Below are 26132 nucleotides of genomic sequence, written 5' to 3'. Positions count from 1 at the left end.
TCAGATCGCGGCGCGGTCGAAGTAGGTGCGGCGGGCGCGGATGCGGCCGTCCGGCGCCAGGGTGTGGACGTCGCAGAAGCCCTCGTCGAGGACGGCGCCGGTGCGGCTCAGCCCGCGGAACCGGCCCCGGCACACGATCGACTCCCCCTCGGCGACGACCTGTTCGACGTCGTGGCGGCCCGAGGCGATGACGCGTTCCACGCGGTAGAACCGTTCGATCCGCTCCAGGCCGACGAACGGCTCGTAGCCCGGCCGCCGGTACACGCAGTTGTCGGCGAAGACCCGGCCGAGGTCGTCCCAGCGGCGCCCGTCGACGATGTCGAACAGGGCGGTGACCAGCTCCCGCGCCGACTGTGCGGGCGGGGCGGCGAGCATCACGTCCACGACACCACGGTCCTCTCGTCGATGAAGCCGAGCAGCCCGGACAGCGTGGTCCGCCGGGCCGCGGGATCCCGTTCCGGTTCGACGGCGTGCACGTGCGCGCCGTTGAAGAAGTAGACGTCGCCGGGCCCGACGTCGAGCGTGCAGCTCTCGACCCCGTCGAGCTCCGCCATCGGGTACGGCGAGCCGGTGTACGTGAGGCCGAGCCGGTCCCGCAGCGCGTCGTCCGGCTCCAGGTCCCAGACCCGCAGCCGCCCGCCCGTGCCGTTCTCCAGGCACAGGTTCATCGCGCCGACCGGCCGGTCCGCGATCCGCTGGATCTCGAAGTCCGCCTGCCGCGGCTCCCGGCACTGCGCCCGGTCCTCGTGCGGGGCGAGGGCGAACGCGCCGCGCCCGTGCCAGGACCGGATCAGCGCGAGGCCCGCCTCGCGGCCCGCGTGCCGCGCCGTCCGGAACGTCACGCCGTCCTCGGCGAGCACCCGGCCGAGCTGGGCGCGGATCCGGGCGAGCGGGTCGTCGGGCAGGTCGAGGACACGCGTCAGCGCGGCCCGGGCGGCGGCGGACTCGTCGAGGTAGCCCTCGGTGGTCTTGTGGTAGTGGTACGCGCCCAGATAGTGGCCCGGCGCGTCGGAGCCGCGGACCCGCAGGGCGGGGCTCGACCGGAAGCGCTCCGCGAGCGTCGCGCACACCTCGGCGGACACCGCCTGCCGGAACACCACGCCGAGCAGGTCGCCGCGCAGCACGTCGACGACCGCGTCGGCGCGGAACGTCCCGTACTCCTGGAATCTGAAGTAGTCGGCCATGTCGTCAACTCCCGGAGGTGGAAAGGGCCGTGGCGCCCGCACCCGCGACAGCAGCCGCACTTGCGCCGGAGGTCGGGCGGTCGGGGCCGGGGCCGTCGGGCAGCGGCACCGTCCTGATGCGTACGGTGTCGAGCGCCCGCGCGCACGCGGCCTCGGCGGCGGCCACGTCCACGCCCTCGGCCAGGACGTAGGCGCCGGTCCGGTCGCGGGTCACCCCGTCGACGACGGGCCCGACGACGTCGCCGACCCGGGGCGAGATCCGTACGCGCAGTTCCGGGCGGGCGTCCGCCTCCTCCGCGCCGTCGATCGCCACGATGCGGCCGGGCGCGGGCAGGAAGTGCCGGATCGCCGCGCCCCGCGAGGGCAGGCCGGACAGCCGCGGCAGCGGTTCGATGCCGAGCGGCACCGTGACGGAGAGGCGGGTCAGGTCGAGGCCGAACGCCATCTCCATGAGCTCGTGGAGGCGTTCGCCGCCCATCCGGTTGTGGGACTCGATGATGCGCGGCCCGGACGGGGTGATCCGCACCTCGGAGTGGGTCGGGCCCTCGGTGAGGCCGACCGCGTCGATCAGCTCGGCGACGGCCTCGTGGATCCGCCCGGTCACGTCGGCGGGCAGCTCGGCGGGCATGGAGTGGCCCAGCTCGTAGAAGTCGTCGCCGAGCAGGGTGTTGGTGATGGCGACGACATGGTGCCGGCCCTGCCACACGAAGCCCTCGACGCTGTACTCCGGGCCCTCCAGGAACTCCTCGGCCAGCGCCTCCGCCCGCCCCAGGGCCCGCAGCCGCGCCCAGCCGTCCCTGATCTCGTCCGCGGACGCCGCCCGGAACACCCCGATGCTGCCCGCCGAGTCCGTGGGCTTCACGAACACCGGCCCGCCCAACTCCTCCCAGAACTCGAAGAGTTCGCCGCGGCTGCGCACCACCCGGTGGCGTACGGCCGTGTGCGGTACGCGCTCGGCGAGCCTGCGCCGCATCGCCGCCTTGTCCTTCAACAGCCGCACGGATTCCACCGAGTTGCCGCCGAGGCCGAGCAGCGCGTTGATCCGGGCGGCCGGGACGAGGCCGTTCTCCGTGAGCGAGAAGACCCGGTCGAAGGGGCGCTCGCGGTGCCGCTCCACGAGGAGCCGCTCCACCGTCTCGTAGTCGTGCTTGAAGTCGGCCTCCAGGATCTCCGAGCAGTACCGCTCCGAGCCGGGTGCGGCCCCGCCGGGGGTGTGCACCAGGACCACGTCGAGGCCCACGGCGTGCGCCGCCTGGAGGATCTCGACGATGCCGCCGATGACCGCGATGCGTCCTGACCTGCGTTCCGTCATGACCGTCGTCCTCCCCCTGTCCGTCGCTCTCCGGCGGCCCGTCGCCCTCCGGCTGTGCGTCCTGCCGTACGCAGGAACTCCTCGACGCGGGCCGCGAGTTCGGGCAGGTCGAGGAGCGCCGCGTCGTGGCCGGCGTCCGTGCCCGTCTCGTGGTGGTGCACGGGGGCGAAGCCGCGTTCGGCGAGCCCGCGGGCGATCGCCTCCGAGTGCTCCCGGCCGAACCGCCGGTCCCCGCGCAGGCTGGCGAGCAGCACGCCCGGCGGCTCGGAGAACGGGCCGAGCGCGGTCGGCGCGGCGAACGCGTCGAAGCGGTCCATCGCGTCGAGCAGCGTCAGATACGCGTTGGCGTCGAACCGGCCGACGAACTTGCCGCCCTGGTGGTCCAGATACGGCGCGATCGCCGCGGGCCCCGAGCGCGGCCCCGCCCGCCCGTGGCCGAACCGCCGCTCCAGCTCGGGCTCCGAGAGGTAGGTGAGGTGCCCGATCATCCGGGCCGTCGCCAGACCGGACCGGGGCCCCGCCCCCGGCGCGTACCGGCCGCCGTGGAACTCCGCGTCGCCCAGGACGGCGGCGCGGGCCACGGCGTTCCAGCAGCGGTTGTCCGCGGAGGGCCGGGCCGTCGCGGCGACGGCGACGAACGCGGCGGCGTCGCCGGGGTGGGCGAGGAGCCACTGCAGCACCTGGCTGCCGCCCATCGACGGGCCGACCACCGCCCGCAGCCGCCCCACGCCGAGCCGCCGCAGCAGCCTGCGGTGCACCTCGACCATGTCCGCGATGCCGACGGCCGGGAAGTCCGGCCCCCACGGCCGGACTTCCCGGCCGGAGGCATCCGACCTGGGCGAGGCGGGGCCGGTCGTGCCGGAGCAGCCGCCGAGGACGTTGGCGCAGACGACGAAGTAGCGGTCGGTGTCGACGGCCCGCCCCGGCCCGACCAGCGTGTCCCACCAGCCGGGCCGGTCGCCGAGCCCGTGCGCGGCGACATGCGCGTCGCAGGTCAGCGGGTGGCAGACGAACACCGCGTTGGCGCCGTCGTAGGTCCCGTACGTCTCGTACGCGACGTCCACGTGGTCCAGGCGGGCCCCGGAGCGCAGCAGCAGCGGCTCGCCCGGGTCGGCGACCCGCAGCAGCTGTCCGGAGCGCGGGCGCGAGGCCGTCGGCAGGGTGGCCGGCGAAGTGGTCAGCGTGGTGCTCATCCGCCCGCCACCTCTGCCGCGGACCGGATGCGGGCGGCCATCGCCGCGACCGTCGGGCTGCGGAAGAACGACCTGAGCGGAATCTCCGCGCCGTGCTCCTCGCGCACCCGGGACAGCGCGGTGAACACCATCAGGGAGTGCGCGCCGAGTTCGAGCAGCGACACCTCCCGGCCCACGGTCGGCACGGCCAGCAACTCGGCCCACATCGCGGCGAGTCGACGCTCGGTCTCGTCGGCGTACGACTCCTCGGCGCCGTCCTCGGGTGTGCGGGCGGCGGTGAACCGGTCGGCGTACCGGGTGAGCAGCGCGGCCCGGTCGACCTTGCCGTTCGGCGTCATCGGCACGGTGTCGGCGCGCACGGTCCAGCGCGGCACCATGTAGTCGGGCAGGCGGGCCGCGAGCACCTCGCCGACCTCGGCGAGCACCCGCTCCGCCCGCGCCCCGTCCGCCGCCACGTCGTCCGACACGACGAGGAACAGGGCGAGTTCGGGCCCCGACGCGGTGTCCTTCACCGCCGCGACGGCCTTGCCGACCCCGCCGACGGCGAGCGCGGTCGTCTCGACCTCGCCGAGCTCCACCCGGTACCCGCGGATCTTCACCTGCTCGTCGGTACGGCCCAGGAAGTGCAGCACGCCGTGCGCGTCCCGCACGACCTGGTCGCCGGTCCGGTAGACCCGGCCGCCCGGCGTCCACGGGTCCGCGACGAAGCTGCGGGCCGTCAGCTCCGGTGCGCCCAGGTAGCCCTTCGCCGGGCACACGCCGCCCAACTGCAGCTCCCCGCGCACCCCGACGGGCGCGCGGCGGCCCGTGGCGTCCACGACGTACCCCCGCACCCCGCTGATCGGCAGGCCGATCGGGGCGTGCGCGGGCCAGTCGGTGCCGGCGGCCATGCGGTGCGTGGTGACGGCGTGCGTCTCGGTGGGGCCGTACAGGTTGATCAGGTCCAGGTGCGGCCGGGACCGGAAGAAGTCCCGCACCAGGTCGTCGACGAAGAGCTGCTCGCCGGAGACGCACACGTGCCGCAGACGGGAGAGGTCCGCGCCCCGGTCGACGGCGGTCCGCACGAACGGCCGCAGCGCCGCCACCGGCAGATACACATGGCTGACGTCGGCCTCCTCGACCCGCGCCACCAGCTCCGCGAAGTCCCGGCGGTCGGCGTCGCCCCGGGACACCACCGTGCCGCCCGCAGCCAGGGTCGGGAAGATCTCCTGGAACGACACGTCGAAGCCGAGCGGCGCGTACTGCAGGAAGCGCGTCGAGGCGTCCATGCCGAGCGCGTCGATCTGCCAGGCCGTCAGGTTGAGCAGCGGCCCCTCGCCCATGTCGATCGCCTTGGGGCGGCCGGTCGAGCCGGAGGAGAACATCACGTACACCGACCGCTCGTCGGCCCCGGCACCCGGCTCCGGCACGGGCGGCGCGTCGTCCGTATCGAGCGCGTCGGCCCCGAGCAAGTCTAGCCGGGCCGGGGACACCGCGCGTACGCCGAAGACCTCGCCCAACCCGCCCTCGGAAGCCGGGAGTTGGCCGGAACCGGACCCGGCCGCACGCTCCGGGGCGTCCTCCGACACGACGAGGCGGCACGCGGCGGCCTGCAGCATGTACGTGATGCGGTCCTCGGGGAGGGCGCTGTCGAACGGCAGGTACACCGCGCCCGCCCGCAGGATCGCCAGGATCGCGGGAATCGTGTGCAGCGCGCTGCCGGACGCGATCCCGACGATCTCGCCGGGCCGCACCCCGAGCCGGGCGAGGCCCGCGGCCGAGCGGGCGACCGCCGCCTCCAACTCCCCGTGCGTCAGGCGCCCTTCGGGCGCGTCCAGCGCGACGGCGCAGGGAGTCGTCAGCGCGGGCCGCCGCACCCACTCGGTCAGGGAAGGCGCCCCGGCCGCCGCGGAGCCTTCCGGTACGGGGGCCGACTCGGCGCCGTCGTCGAAGAGTTCGGACAGCGGGGCGGACGGGGTGCGGGCCGCGCGGGTGAGCGCGGTGCGCAGCGAGGCGACCAGGCCGTCCGCGACCGCCTCCGGGATCAGCTCCGTGTCGTACTCCAGCTCCAGCCGCCGCTCCGCGCCGACCGGCGTCACCCCGAGCCACAGGTCGAACTTGGCGGTCCCGTTGCCGTGTTCGCGTACCGCGGTGACGCGGCCGCCCGGCGCGGGGGACAGATCGTCCTGCATGGCGAGCATGCAGGAGAAGACGGGGTTGCGGTTGCTCGACCGGTCCGTCCCGGTGTGCGCGACGATCTGGTTGAAGCTCACCGCCGTACGCGACCGGGCCGCCGCCACCGCCGGCCGGACCGTGTCGGACGCGTACGCCGCGAACGGCTGCTCCCAGTCGACGGTCAGCGCCAGCGGCAGGGTGTTGACGAAGAAGCCGCACAGGTCGAGCGAGCCGACCGTCCGGCGCGCCGAGAACGGGCTGCCGATCACCGTGGACGTGGTGGCCGCGTGCCGGGCGACGACCGCTCCGTACACCGCGAGCAGCAACTCGTACTCGGTGAGCTGGAGTTCGGCCGCCGTCCGCGTGAGGGCCGCCGACTCGGCCGGGCCGAGCAGCCACTCGCGGCGGGCGCCGGTGAACGACGTCTCGGCGGGGCGGTGCGGCAGCGGGTTGAGGACCGTCTCGCCGCCCGGCAGCTCCTCGGCCCAGGCCCGCGCCGCGTCCGTCGTGCCCGGCTCGGCGGACACCCGCGTCTGCACCTCGGCCTCCCGCACGAGCGCCCGGGTCCTGCGCTCGGCGAGCGCCGCCGCGTCCTTTGGGGAGGTGCGCCCGGCGAGCGCCGCTTCGAGGTCCTGCACGAAGGGGCGTACGGACACGGCGTCGAAGACGAGGTGGTGCACCACGAACACCAGCACCGTGCGGGCCGACGGGGCTTCCGCGCCGCCGCCGAGCAGCGCGAAGCGGTACAGCGGGCCCCGCGCCAGGTCCCAGGTGTGCGCGCCCAGCTTCGCCACGGCCTCGGCGACCGCCGCGTCCGACGCGTCCGCGCCGGTCTCCAGCGGCAGCTCCCACGGCTCCGGTACGGGCGCGATGCGGGCGTGCGGCTCGGGCGCGCCGTGGAACGTCAGTCGCAGCGCGGGCTGCACGGCGAGCACCGAGGCGAGCGCGGCCCGCACCTCGTCCGGGCCGGTGCCCGGCGCCAACTCCAGCTCGAAGACGCTGTTGTAGAGGTGGCCCACGGGCACGAGCTGGTCGACGACGAGCAGGCTGCGCTGCGACTCGGTGACCGGCAGCCGCTGCGGGCACATCACAGCGGTGGAGCGTGCCGGAACGGAGGTCTGGTCACTGGGCTGGTCCACGGGAGTCTCCAAGTCGTCGGCCGGCCGTGCCGTCAGGCCGGTGTCCGGTCGGGAGCGGAAGGGGGAGCGGAAGAGGAGGCGGTGGGCACGGCGGAGGGGGCGGGCGGGGCGACAGCGGCGAGCGGCCGGCCGGGCTCCCTCGCCAGGGCGGCGGTCAGCTCCGTCAGTTCGCGCATCCAGCGGCGCATCGTCTCGGGCCGGAACAGCGCGCTGCGGTACAGCGCGAAGCCGTCGATCCCGTCGTCGGACTCGGTCAGGTTGAGGACCAGGTCCGTCAGCGCCACGTGCACCGACTCGTGGTGCAGCCGGGCCGTGGCGCCGGGCAGTTCGGCGACCTTCTCGAAGCCGAAGGTCTGCATCGCCACGGCCGCGCACGGCGGGCGCGGGGTGGTCCAGCCGTCCTCGGCCACCAGGGTGTCGAGGAGGTCCATCACCGGGAGCGCGGTGTGCTCCAGACCGTCGAAGAACCGGTCGGCCGTCCGCTCCACCAGCTCCTTGAACGTCTCCTCCGCCCGCACCTCGACCAGGAGCAGCAGCGGCCCCGACAGGCAGGTGACGGCCCGGTCGTCGGCCGCCGAGCGGTTGAAGAACGGCACGGAGAGCACCAGGTCGCGCTGGCCGGTCAGGCGGGACAGGAACACGCCGACCGCCGACGCGACGGCCACGAACACGGTCGCCCCGCACTCGGCGGCGGTCCTCCGCAGCGCCTGGTACACCTCGGGCCCGATACGGACCGGCTCGGTGGCGCCGGCCCCGATGAACTGCCCGGTGCGCGGCCCGTCCAGCGGAAAGTCGAGGACGTGGGTGTGGCCGCGCAGCACGTCACGCCACCAGGCGATGTTCTCCTCGGCCCGGCGCACGGCCGCGTCGTCGAGCTGCCGGCGCGCGCAGTCCGCGCTCTGCACGGGCTCGGGCAGCGCCCGCGGCTCCCCGCCGAGGCCGTTCGCGTACAGCACCGAGAGCTCCTCCAGGAGCACCCGCAGCGCCCAGCCGTCCACGGCGATGTGGTGGTAGGCGAGGTACAGCTGCCACTCGTCGGCGCCGGTGCGCAGCAGCGCCGTACGCAGCAGCCGGCCCGCCGTGACGTCGAACGGCTCCCGGTTCAGCCGGTCCGCCAACTCCCGTGCGGCCTCGGCGCGTTGGGGCTCCGGCAGGTCCGTGACGTCGATCAGCTCGAAGGTCGCGGGGCGCGGCGCGTCGACCAGCTGCACCGGCCGCCCCTCGGGCCCGTCGACGAAGCGGCTGCGCAGCGTGTGGTGCCGCACGACCAGCTCGTCGAGCGCCGCCCGCAGCACCTCTGGCCGCACGTCCCCGGTCAGTTCGAGGCGTACGACGGTGGTGTACGAGGTGGGGTACGGGCTGTCGTGCATGCGCCGCAGCATCTGCCGCTGCTCGTTGGTGAGGGGCAGGGCCTCGCCCTCGTACGCGAAGGCGGCGGGGGTTTGGCCGGTCGGGGCCTGGTGCGTCATCGGGCCTTCTCCTGAACATCCGTGGGGGCGGGGCCGGTTGGGCCCGGTTCGCTGTCCGGCGCCCGGCCGAGGTCGGTGAAGATCTCGTCGAGCAGGCGCGGCGTCAGCGTCCTGAGGAACGGGACGACGAGCAGCGCGATCGGCGGCGCGAACAGCGCGAGCGCCGCCCGCGGCCCGATCAGCTCACCCAGGCCGCCCGCCACCGCGGCGCCCACGGGCATCGCGCCGAGCGAGAAGACCCGCGCGGTGGCGCTGAACCGGCCGCGCATGCCGTCCGGCACCAGGTACTGGCTGATGGTGCGGGCGTTCACCGACCACAGGACACCGCCGAAGCCGCCGGCGAACGCGGCCGCGCCGAGCAGCCACACCGCGTCGGTGAGCAGCGGCGCCGCCACCATCGCGAAGGTGCCGACCAGGTCGGAGAACATCACCCAGCGCCGGTTGCCGAGCCGGTTGAGCCACGCCACGCACGCCGCCCCGGCGAGCCCGCCGACGCCGAGGAGGCTGAGCAGCAGCCCGTACTCCTCGGAGCTGAGCCGCAGTTCGTGCACGGCGATCACCGGCATCAGGGCGAGCCAGGCGCCCCAGCACGCGCACAGCACCGTGAGCACGGTCGAGGTGAGCCGGAGCGTCCGCTGCCGCCACAGGAACTGCAGGCCCTCGACGATCTGCCGCCGCACCGGCTCGGTGTGCGCCCCGGACCGCGGCGGCCTGGTCGACCCGGCCAGGACCAGCACGGTCAGCGCCGCGAACACGTAGGCCGCGCCGGTCGTGCCCACGGCGACGCTCGTGCCGGTCGCGACGAGCAGGCCGCCGACGACCGGGCCGCAGAACTCCTGCGCCACCGTCTCGATCCCGGTGACCCACGCGTTGGTGCGCTCCCAGCCGGACTTGGGGACGACGGCCGGGATCAGCGCGCTGATCGCCGTCGCCGCCGTCACGTCGGCCACGCCCAGGACGAACCCGAGGCCGTACAGGACGGGCAGGCTCGCGGTCCCGCTCAGCGCGTACGCGAGCAGCGCGCCCAGGCAGCCGACCCGGACGGCGTTGGAGAGCAGCAGCAGGGTGCGCCGGTCGTACCGGTCGACGAGGACGCCGACGTGGAACGACAGCAGCAGCGTCGGCAGCATCAGCATCACCGACAGCGTGCTGAGCGCCATGGGCGAGGAGGTGAGCCCCGCGCCCATCAGCGGGATGACGACCTTGAGCACGCCGTCCGCGAGGTTCGTCACGGCCGTGAAGGCCAGGACGGCGAGGGCGTTGAGTCGGTCGCGGCGCACGGGCGGGCTGCTCACAGGGCGGCGAGGCGCTTGCCCGCGTTCTCGACCAGCTGGAACATCCGGTCCTTGACGATGCTCTCCTGCCAGGTGGGCAGCGCGGTGAGCGCGTCGTACGACTCGGTGGCCCGGTCGAGCATCGACTGCGTCGAGCCGTGCAGCCGGTACTCCAACCCGTCCTGCAGACCGTGCCGGTGACGCCACGTCAGGACCTCGGTGGCGACGAGCAGGCTGTGCACGACGGCGGGCAGGGTGCGCTCGTCCTTGCGGATGGCGGACCGCAGCAGCACCTGGTCGGCGCCGGCCTGGAAGTGGCCCTTGGCGCGCTCATCGAGGAAGAGCGCGGTGTGCGTGAACTCGTGCACGTAGGCCTCGGCGACGTCGTTGATGTGCCAGCGCTCGTCCGGGACGATCAGGGTCGCGCCGATCGCGTTGCGCTCGGACATGGAGCCGGTCCAGGCGGCGGACATCGTGAAGACCGTGTGGGTCAACAGCTGCATGAGGGAAGCGAGTTCGGGGTCCCGCTCGGCGATGAAGTCGGCGCCGGCCCGGCACTTCTCCAGCTGCCATCCGGGGCTGGCCGGACGGTTCGCGTCCGCGTGCCCGAAGACCTCCGCGAGGGCGTCCGTCGACGGCGCCGTGTCCGTGTAGCGGGTGACGGGCGGCCCGTCCACCGGGTCCGTGGACAGCCGGCCGCGCAGGTATTCCGCGTACGCGCCGTCCGGGGCCAGCGAGACGAGCAGTTTCAGGTACGCCGTGCGCAGCGACTGCTGGGTCACCGATCCCGTGCCGTCGAGATACGAATGGCTGAGCACGGCGCAGTTCCGCAGAACTTCCTGACTTCCCTCGAGGTAGTACATCGAAATCCCTTTCTGGGGCGGTTCGGTGGCGTCGGCCTACGACGTAATGTCCGTGAGCCGCTTGCGGCAGAGTTCGAGAATCTCGATCGGCCGGGGCTGCAGGAGCTTTTCCAGGGGAAGTTCGAATACCTCGTCGAGGCTCGCGGCGACACCGTCACGGAGTTCACCGCTCTGCGGGTGCAGGCTCAGCTCGCTCGTGTCGTACCCGGGAACCCGGTTCTCCTGGCGGGCCAGGAGCACTTCCATTCCGACGACGATGCTGTGCAGCACCTTGTCGAGCGGGCGCCGGTCCTTGCGAATGGCCGACCGGGTCAGATACCGGTCCTCCATCAGCATGTCCATGTTCCGGTAGAAGCCGAAACGGCGCTCCTCCAGGAACAGCGTGTGGTGAATGAACTCGTGCAGCAGGAATTCCTGTACGTCGATGCTGTTCCAGTGCTCCTTGGGCGCGAGCCACAGGACGCCGAGCACCGTGCTGGACGTGCCGCCGGCGAGGCCGCCGTCGGGCGCGTAGAGCAGGACGGGCACGAGGAGTTCGTACAGGGCGCGGAACTCGGGCCAGTTCTCGCCGATCACGTCGAGGGCGGCGGTGATCCGGCCGCGCTTGAGCTCCAGTTCGTCGGCGCCGAAGACCTGCTGGTCGCGGAAGATGTCGTAGTCGACCGACGCCTCCTCCGCGATGCCCTTGAGGAAGGCGTTCCGCAGCCCCTCGTGCGACGGGCCGTCGATCACGGGCACGGGGTACGCGGCGGCGGCCGGGAGGACGTCGCGCAGCACCGGCTGCATGTCGCTGATCATGAGGTGGTACCCGGCGCGGAGAGCCTCGAACTGGCTCTTCCCCGACGGAATCTGCTGCCCCGTCCTCCGGGCGTGGGCCGAAGAGACCACGTAGGCAGTCTCCACAACACTCTGCGGGCCTTTCAGGGAAATCATCGAGATTGTCCTCGTGGTCGTGGACGGCGAAACTGAGCAGGCCCCGTGCGGCCCGGCCGGAATTTCTGTGAACCCGGCCGAGCCGCACCGGAACCAGGGATCAGGCCTGGGCGTCGAGAGCGAACATCTGGACCGGACCGAAGGTCATGCGGTCCTCCTCCAGGTTCGCGGAGACGGCGGCGGCCTCGGTGACGTCCTCGGTCGAGATCTGGCCGATGACGGAGTCGACGATCTCGTCCATCTTGAGAGAGCCCATAACAATTCTCCTTGGTTTATTCCGAGTTGATTCTCGGAGGTGCTTTCCGGAGTCGCCCTTTCGAGCTGAGAGGACAGTAGCGCGCACCAAGGAATGTAAATGTGACCCAGGTCACACTGAATGAGAGCGCATAGAGTTTCCCAATATCCGCTCTACAGAGGCTCTTTCGCTCCGGGCCCGGATCTGCGCCGAAGGCCCTGGCGTACGATGATCGAAACCAGCCGCAGCCGTGCCGGCGGTACGGCGCCGTGTGACGGAGACGCTCGTGCTGATCACCCTCGCGGACATCGAAGCCGCAGCCGCGCACATCGACGGACACGTCGTGCACACCCCGACCGTGTCCAGCCCGGGACTGTCCGCGCTCCTCGGCGCCCCGGTCACCGCCAAACTCGAACTCCTGCAGCGCACCGGCTCGTTCAAGGCGCGCGGCGCCACTGCCAAGCTGCTCTCCCTGACCGACGCGGAGCGCGCCGCCGGGGTCGTCGCCGTCAGCGGCGGCAACCACGGCATCGCCACCGCGGTCATGGCCGGCGCGCTCGGCATCGCGGCGACCGTCGTCATGCCCCGCACCGCGCCCCGCCGCGCCGTCGAGACCGCCGAGGCCGCGGGCGCCCAGGTCGACCTCGCCGACTCCATGGACACCGCGTTCGCCCGCGTGGAGGAGCTCCGTACGAAGGGCCTCACCCTCGTCCACCCCTTCGACGACCCGGTGGTCATCGCTGCCCAGGGCACCGTCGGCCTCGAACTCGCCGCGGACGCGGGGGAGTTGACCGACGTGATCGTCAGCATCGGCGGCGGCGGACTCATCTCCGGCATCGCCGCCGCCCTGCACGCCCGCCGCCCCGGAATCCGCGTCTGGGGCGTGGAGACGGAGGGGGCCCAGGCCATGACGGCGGCCCTCGCCGCGGGCGGCCCCGTACCCGTCGAGCTCTCCTCGATCGTCACCACGCTCAGCGCACCGAGCGCCTCACACCTCACCTACGACCACGTCTCGGCGTACGTCACCGACGTCCTCACCGTCACCGACGCCGAGGCCGTCCAGGGCGTCCTCGACCTCGCCGAGCACGCCAAGCTCTGGACCGAACCCGCCGCCGGCTGCGCCCTCGCCGCCGCCCCCCAGGTCCTCGACCGCGTCGGCCCGGACGCCAGGCTGGGCCTGATCGTCTGCGGCGGCAACGCGACGACATCAGACGTACAGGCGTGGGCGGAGGGGTTCGGCCTCGGCTGAGACCGGCTCAGATCAGTGGACGACGTCGAAGACGTTGAGCTGCATCCCGTTCGCGTACGCCGCGTGCTCGACGAGCTGCAGCTTCTGGGCGTCCTTGTCGGTGTCGCTGAACAGCCGCTTGCCGGCGCCGAGGAGGAGCGGGAAGACGAGCAGGTGGTACCGGTCGATCAGGCCGGCGTCGGACAGCGCGCGGTTCAGCGTCGCACTGCCGTGCATGATGATCGGGCCGCCCTCGGTCTCCTTCAGCGCGGCCACCTCGTCGAGGGAGCGGAGGATCGTCTGCTCGCCCCAGCCGGTGACCAGTTGGTCCTCGGAGAGCGTGGTGGAGACGACGTACTTCGGCATCGGCTTGTAGTCGGTGAACTCCTCCATGTCCGGCCACACGGGGCTGAACGCCTCGTAGCTGGTGCGGCCCATGATCATGGCGGAGGCCTCCTTCTGCTCGCGGCCCTTGATCTCGTACGCCTCGGGCAGGAAGTCGACGTTCTTGAACGTCCAGCCGGAGTTGCGGTAGCCGGGCTCGCCCCCGGGGGCCTCCACGACGCCGTCGAGCGAGACGAAAGCGGTGCTGATCAGGGTGCGCATGGAAGTTCCTCTGTGTCGGATCTCGTGTTTACGCGATCTAGGACCGGCCCCGATCGCAGAACTCATCGGTGCCGGTCGGAGTTTCTCCGACTGCCGTACGCAGGCGCATCCTTCAGCGTGCTGACCTTCGGCATCGTCGCGGGCGGCGGCTTCCTCTACTAACGAACAGGAACGCGCCCCAGCTCAGGTACCAGTGCTGCGGGCCCGTCGCGTTGTAGACCTCCGCGCGCGGCCACGCCAAGTTGAGGGACATCGCGGCGCCCCACAGGACCGCCAGGACGTTGATCGGCAGGCCCCAGCGGCCGAGGGAGAACTTGCCCTCGGCCGGACGCCACTGGCCGCGCAGCCGCTTGACCACCGTCGAGAAGCGACACCATCGTCGCCGTCATCATCATCCAGCCGCCGAGCCGGCCCACGTGCGGGCCGCCCAGCGTCTTCGCCCAGTTGTAGACCGAGCCCGCCACCGGGTAGCGGGCCGCCAGCTCGCAGAGTTGCCGAGCGTCCGCTTGAGTTCGGGCTTGTAGCCGAGCTCGCCGAGCGCGTCGTCGTCGTGCTCGCCCTGGCTCTTGTGCGGTCCGGCCGGACCCGGCCCCTGGCCGGCGGCATCGCTCACTCGAACCACCTCTGCGGGGTCGGGGACAGGTTGCGCCACACGTGCTTGGCCTCCTGGTACTCGGCCAGGCCCGCCGGGCCCAGTTCCCGCCCGAACCCGGACTGCTTGTAGCCGCCCCACTCGGCCTGCGGCACGTACGGGTGGAAGTCGTTGATCCACACCGTGCCCGCGCGCAGCCGCCCCGCCACCCGCTGCGCCCGGCCGATGTCGCCGGACCAGACGGCCCCGGCGAGCCCGTACACCGTGTCGTTGGCGAGCGCGACCGCCTCCTCCTCGTCGCGGAACCGCTCCACCGTCAGCACCGGGCCGAACGACTCGTCCCTGACGACCGACATGCCGGGCGCGCACTCGTCGAGGACGGTCGGCAGGTAGAAGTAGCCGTCCCTGAGCGCCGGGTCGTCCGGCCGGGCCCCGCCGCAGCGCAGCACCGCACCCTCCGCGAGCCCCGCCGCCACGTACGCCTCGACCTTGTCCCGGTGCGCCGCCGAGATCAGCGGGCCGGTCCGCGCGTCCTCGTCGAACGGCCCGCCCAGCGGGATCCGCCGCGCCCGCTCGACGACGGCGTCCACGAACCTGTCGTGCAGCTCGTCCTGGACGAGGAGGCGCGCCCCGGCCGAGCAGACCTGGCCGGAGTGCAGGAACACCGCCATCAGCGCGTAGTCGACGGCCGCGTCGAAGTCGGCGTCCGCGAACACGATGTTGGGGTTCTTGCCGCCCAGCTCCAGGGCGACCTTCTTCACCGTCGGCGCCGCGGCCGCCATGATCCGCCGCCCGGTCACGAGCCCGCCGGTGAACGACACCAGGTCGACCCGCGGGTCCTCGCTGAGCGGGGCGCCCGCCGCAGGCCCCGAGCCCAGGATCAGATTCGCGACCCCGTCCGGCAGCCCGGCCTCGGTGAGCAGCCGCATCAGCAGGATCGCCGTGTGCGGGGTGAGCTCGCTGGGCTTCAGGACGAAGGTGTTGCCGGCGCCGAGCGCGGGCGCGACCTTCCACGCGGTCTGAAGGAGCGGGTAGTTCCACGGCGTGATCAGCGCGCACACCCCGACCGGCTCGTGCACCACCCGGCTGTCCACGTCGTCGCTGCCCGCGTCGACGATCCGGTCGGTGCCGCCCGCCGCCGTCAGGTTGCCGAAGTAGCGGAAGCAGTTCGCGATGTCGTCCATGTCGTACTGGCTCTCCACGAACCGCTTCCCCGTGTCCAGGGACTCGGCCCGCGCGAGGACGTCCTTGTCGCGTTCGAGCAGTTCGGCCACGCGCAGCAGCAGCGCCCCGCGCTCGGCGGCCGGGGTGTCCGGCCACGGGCCGCTGTCGAACGCCTCACGGGCGGCGGCGATCGCCGCGGCGGCGTCCTTCGGACCGGCCTCGTCGACGGTCGCGACCAGCGTGTTGTCGGCGGGGCAGCGGATCTCGCGTACCTGCCCGTCCTGGGCTGCGGTCCACTTCCCGCCGATGAACAACTCCGGCATGACGGCTCCTCCGGGTCGGATGCGCGGAGCCGAACGTCAGCAGTACGAACTCCATCGCTGACGATAAGGACCGTGTACCGCACCCGCACGGCAAAGACGCCCGACCGGCGGCACGCCCCTACCCGGCGCCCGTCCCGTCCCAGCGGTACAGCTCGTCCACCGACACCTTGACCGGCTCCTGCGTGGTCCGCGCGATCACCACCACCGCCGGCACCTCCGGGTCCGGGTTCTCCTCCCGGTGCGGGACGAACGGCGGTACGAGGAAGAAGTCGCCGGGGCTGCCGGGCAGCCGCACCTCCTTCTCCCCGTCGTGGAACACGAACACGGGGTGTCCGCTCACCACGTAGATCCCCGCCTCCGAGTCGCCGTGGTGGTGGTTGTCCGTGGAGCTCAGCGGCGGGTTCTCCACCCTGCCCATCCACAGCCGCTTCGAGCCGACGGTGCCGCCGCTGATCGCCGCGAACCCGTCGAGCTCCCCGGAACGGACGAGGTGCACACGATCGTTCGGGGGCGTCACGGGCACGTCCCCGCCGGACCCGTCCCGTACCTCTGCGTGCTTGTCACGCGCGTCGCGAGCCGTCATCGTGCAGCCTCCCGGAGTCGTCGACCGAAGCGGCCATCAGGCTGCCCCCGCCGTCCCGGAGGGCTCAAGTCCCCTTGCTGTTACGGCAAGTTGGGGAGGGCATGGGGCACGCGGGGATCAGTCGAGGAGGCCCGCGTGGTGGGCGAGGATGGCCGCCTGCACCCGGTTGGTGAGCGACAGCTTGGTGAGGATGCGGCTGATGTGGGTCTTCGCGGTGGCCTCGCTGACATGGAGAGCCGCCGCGATGTCGGTGTTGGAGAGCCCCCCGCCCAGGGCGATCAGCACCTCGCGCTCCTTCTCCGTCAGCGCCCGCAGCCGCTCCCGCGCGCGGGCCCGCCGCTGCTGCTGCTCCGCCCCCGGGCCCTGCTCGTCCTCGGTGAACTGGCGCAGCAGCCGCCGGGTCACCCGGGGCGAGAGCATGGCGTCGCCGCGGGCCGCGCTGCGCACCGCGGCGATCATGTCGTCCGCGGTGGCGTCCTTCAGGAGGAAGCCGACCGCGCCGTGCCTGAGGGCCGTACGCACGTACTCGTCCAGGTCGAACGTGGTGAGCACGACGACGTGCGGAGGGCGGGCCGAACGGGTCAGCTGCGCGGTGGCCGTCAGGCCGTCGGAGCGGGGCATCCGGATGTCCATCAGGACGACGTCCGGCTCCAGGGCCGCGGCCATGCTCACCGCCGTGGCGCCGTCGGACGCCTCGCCCACCACGGTGATGTCCGCGGTGGACTCCATGATGGTGCGCAGCATGGAGCGCACCATCCACTCGTCGTCGACGATCAGCACCCGGGTCGGCGCTCCGTTCGGCGCTCCGGTCGTCGTGCCCGTCGTCTCGGTCATCACACGGCTTCCGTCGTCAGGGACACGTCGGGGACGTCGTCCAGGGGGATCTCTGCGCTGATCTCGAACCCGCCGTTCAGGGTCGGCCCCGAGTCGAGCCGGCCGCCGACGAGCCGGATGCGTTCGGCGATCCCGAGCAGGCCGTGGCCGCCGCTCGGCAGTACGGGGGCGCCGCGGCCGGTGCCGTGCTCGTTCTGCACGGAGAGGCGGAGCAGCCGGGGCGTGTGCGCGACCCGGACCCGGGTCCGGGCGTCGCCCGCGTGCTTGTGCACGTTGGTCAGGGCCTCCTGGACGACCCGGTAGACGGCGTGCTCGATCAGGGCGGGCAGCGGCGGCGGCCGGTCGCCGGTCTCCGCGGACAGGTCCAGGGTCACCGGCATACCGGTGCGGCGGGAGTCGTCGATCAGCGTCTCCAGCTCGGCCAGACCGGGCTGCGGGGCCAGCGGCGCCTCCGCCTCGGTGCGCAACACCCCGACCAGGGAACGGAGTTCGGTCAGGGCCTCACGCCCGATGGTGCCGATCTGGCGGCCGATGTCCACGGCGGCCGCGCCCTTGGCCGCCTCCAGCGCGGTGGCGTGCAGCACGATCAGGGACACCCGGTGGGTGACCACGTCGTGCATGTCCCGGGCGATCTGGGCGCGTTCGTCGCTACGGGCCTGCATCACGCGCTGCTGCTGCTCCCGTTCGGCCCGCTCGGCCCGCTCCCGCAGCTCGACGAGCAGCTCGCGGCGGGCGCCGACGTACAGCCCCAGCAGGGCGGGCACGACACAGATGCCGAGAGTCAGCGGGGTGCTGGCGTCCAGCCCGCCCAGCCGCCAGATCGGCACGGCGACCACGGCGACGGAGACGAGCGTGGCAGCCGTGACCCGGCGCCAGGACGTGCTGCGCTCCGCCAGCGTGTACTGCGCGAGCATCACCGCCACCCACGCCGAGAGCGCCACGAACGCGGCCAGCGCGATCAGCAGGAACAGCTCGGGACGGCGGTCCCGCCGCCAGGCGGCCGCGCCCACGACGATGCCGACCGGGACGGCCAGATACGGCGACGGGTCGGGGACGAAGTAGTGGAAGGTGGCGGACCGGCCGTCCTGCGAGGCCGTCGCCACGGCGACGGCGACAGCGACGAGCACGCGGATCAGCGGACGGGCGCGCTCCAGGACGGCCGTGATGCGGTTGCCCCGTTTCATGACCACGAGGCTAGCCGCGGCAGTTGGGGCCGGCATCGATCGATAGTTGTACGTCACCGGGGCCGGCCCGCGACTTTCCGCCGAGACGGCGCGCGAGGATCGGCGGATGCCGCACGCGGGTGCGGCTCGCGAAGCTGCGGTCATGCCTACACGAACCCACTCCACGACCGCCCCCGGCCACCCGGCGCCCACCGCCCCCAACCACGGCCGCCGACCCGCCCCTGACACCGACCCCGGGCCTGCGCCCCGAACCCCACCTACGCCGCGCCCCGACGCCGACCCGGGACCCGACGCCGACCCGGGACCGGGGGCCGCGACCGGGGCCGGGTCCGGGTCCGGGACTGGTTCTGCGCCCGGGGCCAGGGGTGGGGCTGGGGCCGGGCCTGGTTCTGCGACCAGCACCGCATCCGAGTCCGTGCCTGCAGCCGGGGGCGTGGGTGGTGTGGGGGTGCTGGTTCGGCGTGGGGTGCTGGGGTGGGGGCAGTTCCTCTTCGGGGTGTTCTGTGTTGCCGCCGCGGTGGTTCTGGGGCTGCGGGACGAGGGTGTGTTCGCCGGGCTGCAGACGGCCGGCGTGGTCGGGTATGCCCTGGCCGGGCCGGTCGTGGCCGCCGCCGGGTGGGCCCTCGGCAGGCCGGGGCTCGCCGCGCGGGCGCGCACCGCGCTGATCGTCTTCCATCTCGCGTTCGTGCCCCTCCAGTTCCTGTTCAGCTTCGGCAACTTCGAACCGCTGGCGGGGATGGTCCTCTCGACGGTGTTCCTGGTCCTGCTGAAGCCGCGCTTCCCGCGACTGAGCCGTCGTACGCGCAAGATCTGGCTCGCGGTGCACATCGGCGCCGCCGTCAGTTGGCTCGGGCTGTCCCTGGCGATGACCGTGATGGCGATCGCCGGTCTCACCACGGACACGCACGCGGTGCGGCACGGTGCGTACGAGCTGATGCATCTGTTCGACCTCGCGCTCGTCATCCCCGGCATGGCGCTGGCCGTCGTCTCCGGGATCGTGCTGTCGCTCGGGACGCCGTGGGGTCTGGTGAAGCACTGGTGGGTCCTGGTGAAGCTGGTGATCGCGCTGGCCCTGCCGGTGTTCGCGGCGTTCGCCGAGAGCAAGTGGATCAGGGAGCTGCAGCGGACGACGCAGGACCCGGCCGCCGAGCCGGGCGGCACCGGGGTCGCCCTCGTCGTCTGCCTGGCCACGTTCACGGTGCTGCTGGGGGCCGCGGTGGTCCTGTCCGTCTTCAAGCCCGGCGGCAGGACGCCCGCAGGCCGCAGGGCCGAGCACAGGACCGAGCACAGGACTGAGCGCTGGGGCGAGCGGACGACCGAGCACAAGGTCGAGCACAAGGCCGAGCGCGCCGCCGAGCGTGGTGCCCGCCCCGCGCGGACCGCCCCCGTCGTCTCCGCCACCCGCGCGACCCCCGCCTCGCCCGCTGCCGCCGTCTCGCCCACGGCTCCCGCCGTTCCGGCCGGTGGCCGTTCCTCCTGGACCCCGGTCGTCGTGGGCGAGGTGCGTGAACTCGCCGACCGTGTCGTCGAGTTGGAGCTGTGGCGCGCCGAGGCCGGCCGCCTGCCCGCCTGGCAGCCCGGCGCCCACATCGACCTGGCCCTGCCGTCGGGGAAGGTGCGCCAGTACTCCCTCTGCGGAGACCCCGGCGCCGACGACGCCACGGACGTGTACCGGATCGCGGTCCTCCGCGAGGAGGACGGCCGCGGCGGCTCCGCCGAAGTGCACGCCCTGCGCACCGGGGCGGCCGTCGAGATCCGCGGCCCGCGCAACAACTTCCCGCTGGTGGACGCCCCTTCGTACCTCTTCGTCGCGGGCGGCATCGGCGTCACCCCGTTCCTGCCGATGATCCGCCGCCTCGAGTCCGAGGGCGCCCCGTGGCGCCTCTACTACCGGGGCCGGACCCGCGCCGCGATGGCGTTCGCCGACGAGCTCGTCGAGACGTACCCGGGCCGCGTCATCGTCACCGCGTCGGACACCCACCCGCGGGCGTCCCTCGACGGGCTGCTCCGTGCCACCGCCCCGGGCGTCGCCGTGTACTGCTGCGGCCCCGGCCCGATGCAGGCCGATGTCGCGGCGGCCGTCCGCGCGTCCTGCCCGCACGGCCGGCTGTACGTGGAGCGCTTCGTGCCCGGCGACCGCGCGGACGCGGGCCCGGACCGGGCTTTCGAGGCCGAACTGCGGCGCAGCGGCGGCGTGGTGCGGGTGGCGGCCGACGAGAGCCTCCTCGACGCGCTCTCCGAGGCGGCGCCCGCCCTGGACTTCTCCTGCACGAACGGGATCTGCGGCAGCTGCGAGACACGGGTCCTCGACGGCACGCCCGACCACCGCGACGACGTGCTCCAGGAACACGAGCGGAACCGCCACGACGTGATCTACCCGTGCGTCTCCCGCGCGCGCGGCGACCGCATCGCCCTCGACCTCTGAGCCACCGGCCCCGTCTCCGCCACCGGCCCCCGTCTCCGCCCACCGGCCCCGACTCCGCCCACCGGCCCTTTTTCCCTCGGTCGTCCCTCCGACCGCAACCGACTCCGCCCCCGACCCCCGCCGTTCGCCGCCCCGTCGGCGGACCGGCCCGTAGAACCCACTGGAGCCCTCATGCAACCGGCCCCCGCACCGCCCGCAGCCCGCGCCGTCGGCCTCACCAAGGCCTACGGCAGCGGCGAGGCCCGCGTCACCGCGCTCGACGACGTCAGCACCGACATCCCCGCCGGACTGCTCACCGCGGTCATGGGCCCGTCCGGCTCCGGCAAGTCCACCCTCATGCACTGCCTCGCCGGGCTCGACCGGCCGGACAGCGGCCGGGTGCTGCTCGGCGACACCGAGCTGCACACCCTCCCGGACGACGCGCTCACCGAACTCCGGCGCTCCCGCATCGGCTTCGTGTTCCAGTCCTTCAACCTGGTGCCCTCGCTCACCGCGTACGAGAACGTCGTACTGCCGCAGCGCATCGCCGGGGCCGTGCCCGCGGCGGACCGGGTGGCGGGGCTCGCGGACGCGCTCGGCATCGGGGACCGGCTCGGGCACCGGCCGCACGAGCTGTCCGGCGGCCAGCAGCAACGGGTCGCCATCGCACGGGCGTTGATCACCGAACCGGACGTGGTGTTCGCCGACGAGCCCACCGGCAACCTCGACTCCCGCAGCAGCGCCCAGATCCTGCAGCTGCTCCGCCGGGCCGTCGAGGAACTCGGCCGCACCGTCGTCCTGGTGACCCACGACCCGACCGCAGCCACCTACGCGGACCAGGTGCTGTTCCTCGCCGACGGGCGGATCGCGGACCGCATCGAGAGCCCCACGGCCGCGGCGGTCACCGACCGGCTGCACACGCTCGGCACCGCCGAGCCCGCCCTGCCGGGACGGGTGTGACATGTGGCGTGCGACCTGGGCCAACCTGCGGGCCGAAGGGGCCCGCCTGGTGCTCACCCTCACGATGGTGCTCATCGGCACCGGATTCGTCTCGGCCGCCCTGGTGTTCTCCGAGAGCCTGGCGCAGGGCCGGGCCTCGCTGCCCCGCGACCTCGCCGTCCTGGTCGCACCGGCCGGCGGGCGGGCCGGCCAGGACGAGGGCGGCCTCAGCCAGGGCGGCCAGAACGCCAGAACCCTCGCCCCCGGCGAACTCGGCGCGCTCGCCCGCGTCGACGGCGTACGGAGCGCCCACGGCGTGGTGGACGGCTACGCCGCGCTCGTCGGCCCCGACGGCGAGGTCGTCGTACCGCCCGGCTTCGACCAGCGCATGTCCGCCACCAACTGGACCGGCGGCGACCGGCTGCGGCTCGCCTCGGGGAGCGTGCCCGAAGGCCGGGACCGGGTGGCGATCTCCAGGGCCGTGGCGGCGGAGTCGGGCCTCGGCGCCGGGGACACGGCGACCGTGCTGCACGGCGCCGGAACGGTCCGGGTGACCGTCAGCGGCGTCTTCGACCACCGGCCGACCGGCCGTGAGACGTCCAGCGCGCCCGGCCTCGCCTTCGACACGCGCACCGCGCTCGGCCTGCTCGGCACCCGAGGGACCTACACCTCGGCCCAGTTGACGGCCGACCCCGGGACGAGCCCGGCGGCGCTCGGCCGACGCGCCGGCGGGGTCCTGCCGGGCGGGTTCGAGGCGGTGGACCGCGGACGTCTCGCCGCCGAGCAGGCGGCGGGGGCACGCGGCCTGACCACCTCGGTGCGGACCACGGCCCTGACCTTCGCCGTGATCTCCCTGGTCGTCGCCGCCACGCTGATCACCAACACGTTCTCCATGCTGGTGGCGCGCCGCTCCCGGGAGTTGGCGCTGCTGCGGGCCGTCGGCGCCACCCGCCGGCAGCTGCGCCGGGCGGTCCTCGCCGAGTCGGCGGCGGTGGGGCTCGTCGGCTCGCTGCTCGGCTTCGGCCTCGGGCTGCTCATGGCCTGGCCGGCCCTCGGGTACGCCGCCGGGTTCGACCCCGGGCTCAGCGGTGAACTCCTCGTCAGCCCGCTGTCGTTCGGCCTGACCGTCGCCGCGGGCACTGCCCTCACCGTGCTCGCCGCCTGGCTGCCCGCCCGCCGCGCCGCGACCGTCGCCCCGGCCGCCGCGCTCGTCGACGCGCCCGTCGTCGGCCAACAGCCGGCGCGGCTGCGGCGCCGGATCGGCCTGGCCGTCTCCGTGCCCGCGGTGCTGCTGCTCGCCGCCGCCTGCACCGGCACGTCCGGCGGCCAGGCGGCGGCCGGGCTGTTCGGGGCGCTGCTGCTGTTCCTCGCCGTGCTGCTGCTCGTGCCGAGCATCGTGGGGCGGCTGACCGGCCCCCTCGCGGAGCGGCTGCGGCGCCGGCCGGTCGCGGGGCTCGCCGTCGAGAACGTCCGGCGGCATCCGCGGCGCACCGCCGCGACCACCAGCGCCCTGATGATCGGGGTGGCCCTGGCCGGGGCCGTCTCCGTCTTCGCCGCGTCGATCACCGACCGCAGCGTGAAGGACCTCGGCGCGGTGCTCGGCGGCGACCATGTCGTCGTCAACCTCGTGGGCGGCCAGGTCGGTTCGGCCACCGAGCGGAAGATCCGCGACCTGCCGGGCGTGGCCCGTACGACGACACTGCGCACCGACGCCCTGACCGTCGACGGCGCCCGGGTCGAGGCGGGCGCCGTCGACCCGGCGGCCGTGCGGGGCGCCGCGCCGCTGGTGCGCCTCGACCTGGTGGAGGGGAGGGCGGGCGACCTCGCGAAGGGCGTGTTCGTGACGAGGTCGGCGGCGCGGCAGCACGGCTGGGCGCTCGGCGACCGCCTCACCGTGAGCTCGCCCCGCGGCGGGAGCCGGGCCGTCGAGGTGACCGGGGTGGTGACCGACGCCCCGCTGACGAGGTCGCTGATCCTGCCCGACGAGCTGGCCGACCGGCACTTCCGGCCCGGCAACGGGAATCCGCTGCTCGTCGCCGCGGCCCCGGGAGCCGACCGGCAGGAACTCGAAGCGGTCCTCGGCAGGGCCGTCGCCGACCGCCCCGACCTGCGGGTGCAGGACAACGAGGCGTACGTACGCGGTCTGATCACCGAGATCGACGCCTTCCTCGGGGTGACCGGCGGGCTGCTCGGCCTCTCCGTCCTCATCGCGTTCCTCGGCATCCTCAACACCCTGGCCCTGTCGGTGTCCGAACGGACCAGGGAGCTCGGCCTGTTGCGGGCCGTGGGCATGACGCGGCGGCAGATCCGCCGGACGGTCAGCGCCGAGTCGGTGCTGCTCGCGCTGGTCGGCGGGGTGCTCGGGGCCGTGGTCGGGATCGTGGGCGGGGCGATGTTCCAGCACGCCGTGGTGGGGCAGCCGGTGTTCGCGCTGACCGTCCCGCTGGACACGGTCGCCCTCGCCCTCCTGGTCTGCCTGCTCGGCGGGCTGCTCGCGGCGGCACTGCCCGCGCGGCGGGCGGCGCGGGTGCCGGTCCTCGAAGCCGTCGCCGCCGACTGAACCCGCCGCCGCACGCCGACGCCCGCCCGCCCGTGCGCAGACGCCCGCCCACCCGTGCGCAGACGCCCGCCCCGTCCCCGTACGCACGCGCCCGCCTCCGCCCGTACGACCGGGACCCGCCGTCCGCTCACACGCCCAGCTTGCGGGTGAGCGGGTGGCGGGCGAGGACCAGGGCCCCGCCGATGAGCAGCGCGACGGCGCCGACGGACAGGAAGTACCCGGCGCCCGGGGCCTGTTCGCCGGAGACCTTGAGGGCGTTGCCGCCGAGGCCGCCGCCGAGGGCGCCCGCGAGCCAGAACAGCGCGACCATCTGGCTGACGAACGTGGCCGGGGCGATCGCGGTGGTGGCGCTCATGCCGACCGGGCCGAACGACACCTCACCGCAGGCCAGCAGCAGGAACGACACCACCAGCCACAGCGGCGAGACCGGCTCGCCGGTGCGGGCGACGAGCACCGCGGCCGCCGCGAGCACCAGATAGGCCGCGCCGGTGCAGCCCATGCCGACGGCGAACTTGACGGCCGTGTCGAGGCGTTCACCGGCCCGCTGCCAGGCGCGGGCGAAGAGCGGGGCGACGAGCAGCACGAACAGCGGGACGGCGGACTGGAACCAGCTCGCCGGCACGGTGAAGCCGAGCACGTCCCGGTCGGTGGAGTCCTTCGCGAACAGCGCGAAGACCGAGCCGCCCTGCAGGAACAGGCCCCAGAACACGGCCGATACGAGGAACAGCCAGATGTACGTCCGCACCCGGCTGCGGTCGGCGGCCGTCAGCAGCGGGTTGCGGATGAGCCGCCAGAACGCGGCCGCGGGCGCGACCACGCAGAGCAGCCCGACCAGGGCCATCACATGGCCGATCGTGAAGGTGCCGAGCGCGGCGTCGACGCCGTAGCCGACGGCCACCAGGCCCGTGGCGGCCCCGCTCCAGCGCAGCACCGCAGCCCGCTGGGCGGGGTCGGCCGCACGCGCGGGCGCCCGGCCGGTGGCGCCGAAGTGGCGGGCGCCGCGCACGTACTGGACCAGGCCGAGCGCCATGCCGGCGGCGGCGAGTCCGAAGCCGAGGTGCCAGTCGACGGCCTCGCCGACCGTGCCCACGACGAGGGGGGCGACGAGCGCGCTGACCTGCACGCTCATATAGAAGACGGCGAACCCGGCGTCCCGGCCTGAGCGGTCCTCCGGGGCGTAGAACGCGCTCAGCAGGTTGGCCATGTTGGGCTTCAGCAGTCCCGTGCCGAGGGCCACGAGCAGCAGGCCCGGATAGAAGAAGGCCTCCGACGGCACGGCCAGGGTGAGGTGCCCGAGCCCGATGACGACACCGCCGTGCAGGACGGCGCGGTACGGGCCGAGCAGCCGGTCGCCGATCCAGCCGCCGGGCACGGAGGCGAGGAACACGGCGGCCATGTAGCTGCCGAACAGCAGCGCGGCGTCGTCGGGGGTCAGGCCGAGGCCGCCCGCGGACACCGGCTCGGAGGCGTAGAGCACGAGGATCGCGGACATCCCGTAGAAGCTGAACCGCTCCCACACGTCCGTGCCGAACAGGGTGGTGAACCAGCGCGGCCGGCCCAGGAGGCCGGTCTCCTCGGGCTGTTCGTCGCGGTGGCCTGCGGTGACGGGCTCGGTGGCCATGGGCACTCCTCTGTCCGGCGGTACGGGGGGAGCGGACCGCACGAGGCTCGCCAAGACGCATCGGGCGCCGGTCGAGAACGGCTCGGACGCGGCGGAGCCGGTGACCCGCACGCGGTGCTCCAGCCGGAGTCGAGCGGAAATCCACGCCCGGCGCGTACGGTGCGGGCCGGCTCGGTGACGGGACGGGAGGCGGACGGATGCGCGCGAATACCGGAAGGCCCGGCCCCTCGCAGGGAGGCCGGGCCTTCCGCCGCGCGCCGCAACTGCCCGCGGGGGACGGGAACAGCAGGTGCGACGGCGCGGTCTCGGGGTGCCCTACGCGGCTCGGCCGCGGTCGG

The 26132-nt window shown here is 73.7% G+C and carries 20 protein-coding genes and 1 pseudogene; 4 read left to right on the top strand and 17 right to left on the bottom strand.

The window, feature by feature from the left end:
- From ACIDOF_RS11380 to ACIDOF_RS11335, 10 genes are all read right to left on the bottom strand, one after another.
- On the bottom strand, positions 1–375 hold the full coding sequence (locus tag ACIDOF_RS11380) for a nuclear transport factor 2 family protein (RefSeq protein WP_409005752.1): 375 nt from the start codon (positions 373–375) through the stop codon (positions 1–3).
- Positions 375–1184 carry a hypothetical protein gene (locus ACIDOF_RS11375; protein WP_409005671.1) on the bottom strand — a complete coding sequence of 270 codons (810 nt, stop codon included), beginning with the start codon at positions 1182–1184 and terminating at the stop codon, positions 375–377. Before ACIDOF_RS11375 ends, ACIDOF_RS11380 begins: the two co-directional genes overlap by 1 nt.
- A gap of 4 nt (positions 1185–1188) precedes the next feature.
- Positions 1189–2496, bottom strand: coding sequence for an acetyl-CoA carboxylase biotin carboxylase subunit family protein (locus ACIDOF_RS11370; protein WP_409005670.1), 1308 nt, complete (start codon positions 2494–2496; stop codon positions 1189–1191).
- Complete coding sequence (locus tag ACIDOF_RS11365; RefSeq protein ID WP_409005669.1) at positions 2493–3689, bottom strand: homoserine O-acetyltransferase; 1197 nt, start codon at positions 3687–3689, stop codon at positions 2493–2495. The genes ACIDOF_RS11370 and ACIDOF_RS11365 overlap by 4 nt, the downstream gene beginning before the upstream one ends.
- Positions 3686–6982 (bottom strand): non-ribosomal peptide synthetase, encoded by a 3297-nt coding sequence (locus tag ACIDOF_RS11360; protein WP_409005668.1) that lies wholly within the window; start codon positions 6980–6982, stop codon positions 3686–3688. Before ACIDOF_RS11360 ends, ACIDOF_RS11365 begins: the two co-directional genes overlap by 4 nt.
- Positions 6983–7014: 32 nt before the next feature.
- Positions 7015–8451 (bottom strand): condensation domain-containing protein, encoded by a 1437-nt coding sequence (locus ACIDOF_RS11355; RefSeq protein ID WP_409005667.1) that lies wholly within the window; start codon positions 8449–8451, stop codon positions 7015–7017.
- Positions 8448–9731: an MFS transporter gene (locus ACIDOF_RS11350; protein ID WP_409005666.1), complete on the bottom strand. Its 1284-nt coding sequence runs from the start codon at positions 9729–9731 to the stop codon at positions 8448–8450. Before ACIDOF_RS11350 ends, ACIDOF_RS11355 begins: the two co-directional genes overlap by 4 nt.
- Before the next feature lie 11 nt (positions 9732–9742).
- Positions 9743–10588: an aKG-HExxH-type peptide beta-hydroxylase gene (locus ACIDOF_RS11345; protein ID WP_409005665.1), complete on the bottom strand. Its 846-nt coding sequence runs from the start codon at positions 10586–10588 to the stop codon at positions 9743–9745.
- 36 nt (positions 10589–10624) lie between these two features.
- Complete coding sequence (locus ACIDOF_RS11340) at positions 10625–11386, bottom strand: aKG-HExxH-type peptide beta-hydroxylase (protein ID WP_409005664.1); 762 nt, start codon at positions 11384–11386, stop codon at positions 10625–10627.
- A gap of 235 nt (positions 11387–11621) precedes the next feature.
- Entirely contained in the window at positions 11622–11777 is a 156-nt protein-coding gene (locus ACIDOF_RS11335) for a hypothetical protein (protein WP_409005663.1), read from the bottom strand.
- A 268-nt stretch (positions 11778–12045) separates the two neighbouring features.
- Here ACIDOF_RS11335 and ACIDOF_RS11330 point away from each other — a divergent pair, with 268 nt between their 5' ends.
- Positions 12046–13005 (top strand): pyridoxal-phosphate dependent enzyme, encoded by a 960-nt coding sequence (locus ACIDOF_RS11330; RefSeq protein ID WP_409005751.1) that lies wholly within the window; start codon positions 12046–12048, stop codon positions 13003–13005.
- 12 nt (positions 13006–13017) lie between these two features.
- On the opposite strand, the gene ACIDOF_RS11325 is transcribed toward ACIDOF_RS11330, so the two are convergent.
- The 6 genes and pseudogenes from ACIDOF_RS11325 to ACIDOF_RS11300 form a co-directional block, all read right to left on the bottom strand.
- Complete coding sequence (locus ACIDOF_RS11325; protein ID WP_409005662.1) at positions 13018–13590, bottom strand: dihydrofolate reductase family protein; 573 nt, start codon at positions 13588–13590, stop codon at positions 13018–13020.
- Between the two features lie 160 nt (positions 13591–13750).
- Positions 13751–13948, bottom strand: a pseudogene (locus ACIDOF_RS11320) (amino acid permease); the annotation flags it as partial.
- 251 nt (positions 13949–14199) lie between these two features.
- A complete protein-coding gene (locus tag ACIDOF_RS11315) occupies positions 14200–15669 on the bottom strand; it encodes an aldehyde dehydrogenase family protein (RefSeq protein ID WP_409005661.1) in 1470 nt (489 codons plus the stop codon).
- A 118-nt stretch (positions 15670–15787) separates the two neighbouring features.
- Positions 15788–16252, bottom strand: coding sequence for a cupin domain-containing protein (locus ACIDOF_RS11310; protein ID WP_409005660.1), 465 nt, complete (start codon positions 16250–16252; stop codon positions 15788–15790).
- A 117-nt stretch (positions 16253–16369) separates the two neighbouring features.
- Positions 16370–17086, bottom strand: a complete 717-nt coding sequence (locus tag ACIDOF_RS11305; RefSeq protein ID WP_409005659.1) for a response regulator — start codon at positions 17084–17086, stop codon at positions 16370–16372.
- The gene (locus ACIDOF_RS11300; protein WP_409005658.1) at positions 17086–18270 is read right to left on the bottom strand and encodes a sensor histidine kinase; all 1185 of its coding nucleotides are present in this window, start codon (positions 18268–18270) and stop codon (positions 17086–17088) included. The genes ACIDOF_RS11305 and ACIDOF_RS11300 overlap by 1 nt, the downstream gene beginning before the upstream one ends.
- A 448-nt stretch (positions 18271–18718) precedes the next feature.
- Between ACIDOF_RS11300 and ACIDOF_RS11295 the strand changes: the two genes are divergently transcribed.
- The 3 genes from ACIDOF_RS11295 (at position 18719) to ACIDOF_RS11285 (ending at position 24173) form a co-directional block, all read left to right on the top strand.
- A complete protein-coding gene (locus ACIDOF_RS11295; RefSeq protein WP_409005657.1) occupies positions 18719–20695 on the top strand; it encodes a 2Fe-2S iron-sulfur cluster-binding protein in 1977 nt (658 codons plus the stop codon).
- A gap of 171 nt (positions 20696–20866) precedes the next feature.
- Complete coding sequence (locus ACIDOF_RS11290) at positions 20867–21634, top strand: ABC transporter ATP-binding protein (RefSeq protein ID WP_409005656.1); 768 nt, start codon at positions 20867–20869, stop codon at positions 21632–21634.
- A gap of 1 nt (position 21635) precedes the next feature.
- Positions 21636–24173, top strand: a complete 2538-nt coding sequence (locus tag ACIDOF_RS11285) for an FtsX-like permease family protein (RefSeq protein ID WP_409005655.1) — start codon at positions 21636–21638, stop codon at positions 24171–24173.
- A 127-nt stretch (positions 24174–24300) separates the two neighbouring features.
- Here the strand turns inward: ACIDOF_RS11285 and ACIDOF_RS11280 are convergent, their stop codons facing one another.
- Positions 24301–25794: a peptide MFS transporter gene (locus ACIDOF_RS11280; RefSeq protein WP_409005654.1), complete on the bottom strand. Its 1494-nt coding sequence runs from the start codon at positions 25792–25794 to the stop codon at positions 24301–24303.
- Positions 25795–26132 lie beyond the last annotated feature (338 nt).

This window comes from Streptomyces sp. Da 82-17 (assembly GCF_046098215.1).
GTDB lineage: Bacteria > Actinomycetota > Actinomycetes > Streptomycetales > Streptomycetaceae > Streptomyces.
This window is presented reverse-complemented; position numbering and strand designations above follow the sequence as displayed.

What these genes read in the sequence shown, in the direction of transcription:
- ACIDOF_RS11290 (WP_409005656.1), top strand. Translation starts at nt 20,867, where the DNA reads ATGCAACCGGCCCCCGCACCGCCCGCAGCCCGCGCCGTCGGCCTCACC.
- ACIDOF_RS11300 (WP_409005658.1), bottom strand. Translation starts at nt 18,270, where the DNA reads ATGAAACGGGGCAACCGCATCACGGCCGTCCTGGAGCGCGCCCGTCCG.
- ACIDOF_RS11310 (WP_409005660.1), bottom strand. Translation starts at nt 16,252, where the DNA reads ATGACGGCTCGCGACGCGCGTGACAAGCACGCAGAGGTACGGGACGGG.
- ACIDOF_RS11375 (WP_409005671.1), bottom strand. Translation starts at nt 1,184, where the DNA reads ATGGCCGACTACTTCAGATTCCAGGAGTACGGGACGTTCCGCGCCGAC.
- ACIDOF_RS11345 (WP_409005665.1), bottom strand. Translation starts at nt 10,588, where the DNA reads ATGTACTACCTCGAGGGAAGTCAGGAAGTTCTGCGGAACTGCGCCGTG.
- ACIDOF_RS11305 (WP_409005659.1), bottom strand. Translation starts at nt 17,086, where the DNA reads ATGACCGAGACGACGGGCACGACGACCGGAGCGCCGAACGGAGCGCCG.
- ACIDOF_RS11355 (WP_409005667.1), bottom strand. Translation starts at nt 8,451, where the DNA reads ATGACGCACCAGGCCCCGACCGGCCAAACCCCCGCCGCCTTCGCGTAC.
- ACIDOF_RS11370 (WP_409005670.1), bottom strand. Translation starts at nt 2,496, where the DNA reads ATGACGGAACGCAGGTCAGGACGCATCGCGGTCATCGGCGGCATCGTC.
- ACIDOF_RS11280 (WP_409005654.1), bottom strand. Translation starts at nt 25,794, where the DNA reads ATGGCCACCGAGCCCGTCACCGCAGGCCACCGCGACGAACAGCCCGAG.
- ACIDOF_RS11315 (WP_409005661.1), bottom strand. Translation starts at nt 15,669, where the DNA reads ATGCCGGAGTTGTTCATCGGCGGGAAGTGGACCGCAGCCCAGGACGGG.
- ACIDOF_RS11340 (WP_409005664.1), bottom strand. Translation starts at nt 11,386, where the DNA reads ATGATCAGCGACATGCAGCCGGTGCTGCGCGACGTCCTCCCGGCCGCC.
- ACIDOF_RS11325 (WP_409005662.1), bottom strand. Translation starts at nt 13,590, where the DNA reads ATGCGCACCCTGATCAGCACCGCTTTCGTCTCGCTCGACGGCGTCGTG.
- ACIDOF_RS11285 (WP_409005655.1), top strand. Translation starts at nt 21,636, where the DNA reads ATGTGGCGTGCGACCTGGGCCAACCTGCGGGCCGAAGGGGCCCGCCTG.
- ACIDOF_RS11365 (WP_409005669.1), bottom strand. Translation starts at nt 3,689, where the DNA reads ATGAGCACCACGCTGACCACTTCGCCGGCCACCCTGCCGACGGCCTCG.
- ACIDOF_RS11380 (WP_409005752.1), bottom strand. Translation starts at nt 375, where the DNA reads ATGCTCGCCGCCCCGCCCGCACAGTCGGCGCGGGAGCTGGTCACCGCC.
- ACIDOF_RS11335 (WP_409005663.1), bottom strand. Translation starts at nt 11,777, where the DNA reads ATGGGCTCTCTCAAGATGGACGAGATCGTCGACTCCGTCATCGGCCAG.